General features: G+C 63.1%; 1 protein-coding gene. It reads left to right on the plus strand.

Translation table 11 applies throughout. From position 1 onward, the window contains the following. The coding region (locus J5M71_RS26365; protein WP_207838403.1) for a VCBS domain-containing protein at positions 1-656 on the plus strand (656 nt) is incomplete at both ends.

Raw genomic sequence — 656 nt, forward strand, 5'->3', positions numbered from 1 at the left:
GTTTACCACAGCAACCCGAACTCGGTGAGCCCGCCGGGCGCGACCGACACGTTCACCTACACCATCCGTGACAGCGATGGCGACGAAAGCACCACAACGCTGACCATCAATGTCGCCGACAGCAAACTGGTCGCCTCGGTGGATCAGGATGTCACGGTCTACGAAAAAGCCCTCGACCTGAACAAGGATGGCCAGGATCTCGCCGCCGGCACAGTCACCGGCAGCGAACCGGGCAACACCGGCGAAACCGCCAGCGGCACGCTGGTCGGTTCGGTCAGTGGTGGCAGCGGCGCGATCACGTACACCCTGGTCGGCAACGCCGCCGGTAGCTACGGGCAACTGCTGCTCAACGCTGACGGCACTTACACCTACACGCTGACCTCGGCGCCGAAAACCGCGCCGAACGCCAACGACGGGCCGAACACCCTCAGCGAAACGTTCACCTACAAAGCCACCGATGCGCTGGGCAACAGCACCACCAGCACGCTTGTGGTGAACATCGTCGACGATGTGCCGAAAGCCGTTGCCTCGGATCGCTCGGTTACCGCAGTGGAGATTGATTCGAACATCCTCATCGTCCTCGACATTTCCGGCAGCATGGCCGATCCCTCTGGCGTGCCGGGCCTGTCGCGGCTGGCACTGGCCAAGCAGGCCAT

It is taken from the genome of Pseudomonas sp. 43(2021), assembly GCF_017490805.1.
Classification (GTDB): Bacteria; Pseudomonadota; Gammaproteobacteria; order Pseudomonadales; family Pseudomonadaceae; genus Aquipseudomonas.